Raw genomic sequence first — 4,290 nt, 5'->3', positions numbered from 1 at the left:
CAAGCATCCTCAGTAACGCGCCACGGTGGTCCCATCCCCCTGGCAATCAGGTGGTCCCATCACCCTGGCAAGCGACAGGAAGCGGGCTGGTGGTGGTCAACTGTGGTGGTCAACGAACCTGACCACCACGCCCGCTGTTCAGCTCGACGCAGCGGTGCCGGTCTTCAGGATCGCTCACCACGGTCAGGTTTGGCTTGAGGTGTCCGAGGCGCTCAGCGAGCGCATCCATCGCGGCGCGCGCCGTGTCGTCGGATGTGTGACCGTAGATGTCACCCGTGATGGAGATGGATGAGTGCCCGAGCAGATCACTGACCGCCTTGATGTGGACACCGGCTTCCAGCCGGCACGGTGGGGATCGCGGCGAGGGTGAAGAAGAACATAATAGCAGTTCAGATAGTATAAATAAGAGATGTCACGTCCCTTGTTTTACGCATATATAGGCCGACCCAGCGGCGGGCGCTTTGGGTGGCGGACGAAAACGAAATTTTCGTCCAGAGCGGTTCAGCAAACCACGCAGCGGGTTGAGCCGTGACACTCACGCGGCGGGGTTCAGGGTGCCGCACACCACCCCTGTACGAGGTTCCGCCTCCGGGAGCCAGCCGATATCCTGCACACCGCGCCCATCCCATGTGACCTCCGCGACGGTGGTCAGCGCAGCCAGCACCTTCGCGTCCACCACGCCGCGCTGGCTCACACAGTCGCTGATGGTCACGCAGCCGATACCCGATCCCAGCACGAAGCCACGGCGCCCAGGTTTCGCGTCCTTGGCGATGTCCCACCCGCTCCAGTTGGCAGGGTCGGACATGTCCTTGCCGATCCAGCCGTCGTTGCTGACACTGAGTGCATAATTGTTCCGATGGCGGTATAGTTGCGCATATGTCCGATTTCATGAGCAGTGCCGAAGTTGCGCAAGCACTGAACGTCAGCGAGCGTCGCGTGCGCGCGCTGATTGCTGATGGACAGCTCCCCGCACAACGGATCTTCGGACGATGGGCAGTGCCCGCCAACGCCGTCGCTGCCCACAAGCCCGCGTCGGCGGGACGACCCTTATCGTCGTCGTCGGCGTGGTCTGTGCTCGGGCATCTCGTCGCTGGGCAGCCGCTGTCCTCGCGTCTGAGCTACCGCGTTGGGTCACTACGCCGAGAGCACGACCTGCTCCCCCGAGTTCGTGGGCTGATGGCACGGAGAGGCAAACCCGTGCGGGTTTGGGCGTTCGGTCCCGCACTGGACGAGCTTGCAGATGACGACCGCGTGGTGGTCAGCGGGGACCGCGCTGTGCCCGACCTGGAGTCCGCTGGACCGCTGCGGATGTACGCCGACGACGACGACGTTGAGGACTTACTAGCCGACTACGGACTGCGCGAGGTACAGGGCGACCGACTCCCGAACGCAGTCATATGGGCGGTGCCCGACCTGAACGCTGTTCCTCGTGACGCGATGGACCCTCACCGCGCGGCACCTGTCGTCGCAGCGCTGGACTTGCTCGAAGAGGGCGATCCGCGCGCCGAGTCCGCAGCTCTCGGGATTCTCCGCGATGCGTTGGAGATGCACTGATGAGCTGTGATCGAAAGCCGCTCACGGAGGCTGTGCTCGGCGTTGTCGCGACACGCCTACACCGCAGAAGCGTCACGGAGCTGTTCCACGCCGTCGCAGCGGCACAACCGTCAAGGAACAAGCGTCGCAAGGCTTCCGATGAACAGTTACAGGCGTTCGTCGACGATCTACACGCTCACGTACCCGAACTGGCAGCCGACCGTATCGACGCCGCGATTTCCGCAACCGACCGACCAAGCCCTGCACACCTGGACACGTTGCGCGTGCTGCTGGATATGAAACCGCGCCAGATAGCTGAGCACCCTGGACCAGCAGTGACGCTGCCCGTGTCCGATCCCGCTGGCATCACGGCGTGGTCCACGGTGCTGGAGCTATCCACTCACCGACCTGGCGGCTGGACACTCGTCGGCGGTCAGATGGTCCACCTGCTGGCGTGGGAGCACGGCGAGGAATCGCCACGCGTCACCACCGATGCGGATGTGGTGCTGGACATTCGGGCATACCCGAAGGCACTGTTGGAGGTCACGGAACGCCTGCTACGTACGGGGTATGTCGAGGACGGAGTAAGTCCCGAGGGTCTTGGGCACAGGTACCGCAACCGCGAAGTGTCCGCCGCGTCTATCGACGTGCTACTGCCCGAGGGGCTGGAAGACCCCGCGAAGTACCCGACAGCGACAGGCGCACGCACCATCTCGGTACCAGGAAGCGTTCAGGCGCTTGAGCGTTCACTCAAGCGTTCGGTGGTCATCGGCGGAACGAACGGGTCCGTGATTCGTCCCGACGTGCACGCGGCGATGGTTTTGAAGGCGGCAGCACACCGCGCCGAGCGTGGGAGAACGGGAGCAGAAAGGCACCTGCGCGACCTCGCCGTGTTGGTCTCGTTGTACGCGCGGAACTATCCCGAATCCGAGCTGCGGGAACGTCTCACCAAGAAGGACCGCGAACGTATCTCGGACGGACTGGGCGCGCTGCTGCCTGATAATCCGATCTGGCGCACGGTCACTGATGGTCGGGAAGCTCGCGACTTGGTGGCGCGTGCGATCAAGGCGCAGTAAGCCCCTGAGCGCAACCATCGGCGGATGTTCAACTCGCCTCCCTGGTCTGAGCTGACACTTTACCGATATCGGCGAAGTGGTCACGCCGCGCTCACCAACGCCCGCAACCTGTCCAGCCTGAACCCCGACCAGTGCTCACCACCAGCGACCACGACCGGCGCGGCGGCGTAGCCAAGCGCCAGCACCTCATCCCGAGCCGCGTCCGTCCACGGGTAGTCGTCTCCCACCATCACGCAGCGTTCAGGGTGCCCAGGCGGCGACCGCCGATCCACGTCGTGACGGGTCCACCACGCGGCAGTATCGAGCCGATCTCCCACTCCTCGATCAGGTAGGTGGGGCGCGGAACATCGCAGGTGACAGGCTCGGGTTCGGCACGCGGCGTCCAGCGCCACGAGTCCCAGCCGAACGGGTCCAGGTCGCGGGTGTCCTCCAACGCGTTCAGCGCGTCGAACTCCCGCAGCATCCGCGCCCTGAACTCCTCGGGGCTCTCACCCGGCAGCGGACGCAGGTCGTCGGTCTCCTCGGCTTCGAGGGCGTCGATGTCAGCGATGAGGGCGTCGAGGTCGCGCATACCCCCAGCGTCGCACCGGACACTGACAGCCCGCGAGCCGGATATGGGGACGTGACACACCGCGCGCCGCAACGGTGTCCGGGCTGAGGATTCACGCCCGTGGTGGTCGTCAGTGGTGGTCAAAACGAAAAGAAGGTGCCTCCGATTGCTCGAAAACACCCTCTGACCTGCGTCGGGCTGACAGTGTGGTGTTTCAGGACATCGGAATAGGGTGTCTCAAGACATCGGCATAGCTTCATCGGCGAGTTTCAGCGGGTGTCGAAGGCTCGCCTGGTCATCACCGCCGTACTCGTCGAAGGACGTTCCCAATCGCAGGTCGCCCGCGATTACGGCGTCTCCCAGTCCTGGATCTCCCGGCTGGTGCGCCGCTACACCCTCGAAGGCGACGCCGCGTTTCAACCCCGCTCGCGACGCCCTCACACCAGCCCCACCCGACTACCCCAGGCCACCATCGACCTGATCATCGAGCTCCGCCAACAACTGGCGGGCAAAGGCCTCGACGCCGGACCCCACACCATCGCCTGGCACCTGCAACACCACCACCAACTACGCGTCTCCACCGCCTCGATCAGCCGCCACCTCCACGCCGCCGGCCTCATCGAGCCCACCCCGCAGAAGCGACCCAAATCGTCCTACATCCGCTTCGCCGCCGAACTACCCAACCAATGCTGGCAAGCCGACTTCACCCACTGGCGCCTCGCCAGCGGCGCCGACACCGAAATCCTGTCCTGGCTCGACGACTGCTCCCGCTACGCCCTCTCAGTGACCGCACACCGCCGCGTCACCGCCACCATCGTCGTCACCGAATTCACCAAAGCTATAGACCGCCACGGCATTCCGTACTCCACCCTGACCGACAACGGCATGGTCTTCACCACCCGCCTCGCCGGCGGCAAAGGCGGACGCAACGCCTTCGAAGCCCAACTACACCGCCACGGCATCCGCCAGATCAACTCCACCCCCAACCACCCCACCACCTGCGGGAAAGTCGAACGCTTCCAACAAACCCTCAAAAAATGGCTCACCCGCCAACCCCGCGCCGCCACCCTCGCCGCACTACAAACCCAACTCGACGCCTTCACCGACGAATACAACCACCGCCGCCCGCAC

The 4,290-nt window shown here is 64.5% G+C and carries 5 protein-coding genes and 2 pseudogenes; 4 read left to right on the top strand and 3 right to left on the bottom strand.

Annotated features, from left to right (window positions below; translation table 11 throughout):
- Positions 1-535 precede the first annotated feature (535 nt).
- On the bottom strand, positions 536-805 hold the full coding sequence (locus CQY20_RS33260; protein ID WP_097945529.1) for a hypothetical protein: 270 nt from the start codon (positions 803-805) through the stop codon (positions 536-538).
- A 71-nt stretch (positions 806-876) separates the two neighbouring features.
- Between CQY20_RS33260 and CQY20_RS36325 the strand changes: the two are divergent.
- The 3 genes and pseudogenes from CQY20_RS36325 to CQY20_RS33250 all read left to right on the top strand — a co-directional run.
- Positions 877-1,008: pseudogene (locus CQY20_RS36325) on the top strand (helix-turn-helix domain-containing protein); the annotation flags it as partial.
- Between the two features lie 168 nt (positions 1,009-1,176).
- On the top strand, positions 1,177-1,554 hold the full coding sequence (locus CQY20_RS35840; protein WP_234816535.1) for a hypothetical protein: 378 nt from the start codon (positions 1,177-1,179) through the stop codon (positions 1,552-1,554).
- Complete coding sequence (locus CQY20_RS33250; RefSeq protein ID WP_133119203.1) at positions 1,554-2,609, top strand: hypothetical protein; 1,056 nt, start codon at positions 1,554-1,556, stop codon at positions 2,607-2,609. Before CQY20_RS35840 ends, CQY20_RS33250 begins: the two co-directional genes overlap by 1 nt.
- Positions 2,610-2,689: 80 nt before the next feature.
- On the opposite strand, the pseudogene CQY20_RS33245 reads toward CQY20_RS33250, so the two are convergent.
- Positions 2,690-2,812 (bottom strand): annotated as a pseudogene (locus tag CQY20_RS33245) (thioredoxin domain-containing protein); the annotation flags it as partial.
- Positions 2,813-2,838: 26 nt separating this feature from the next.
- On the bottom strand, positions 2,839-3,180 hold the full coding sequence (locus CQY20_RS33240) for a hypothetical protein (RefSeq protein WP_097945522.1): 342 nt from the start codon (positions 3,178-3,180) through the stop codon (positions 2,839-2,841).
- 255 nt (positions 3,181-3,435) lie between these two features.
- Between CQY20_RS33240 and CQY20_RS33230 the strand changes: the two genes are divergently transcribed.
- On the top strand, positions 3,436-4,290 hold an 855-nt coding region (locus tag CQY20_RS33230), incomplete at its 3' end, for an IS481 family transposase (RefSeq protein WP_133119202.1).

Origin of the sequence: Mycolicibacterium agri, from assembly GCF_002553505.1 — a bacterium.
In the GTDB taxonomy this organism is placed as follows: Bacteria; Actinomycetota; Actinomycetes; order Mycobacteriales; family Mycobacteriaceae; genus Mycobacterium; species Mycobacterium agri.
Note: the sequence above shows the minus strand (reverse complement) of the source record. Positions and strands in the feature narration are given on the sequence as shown.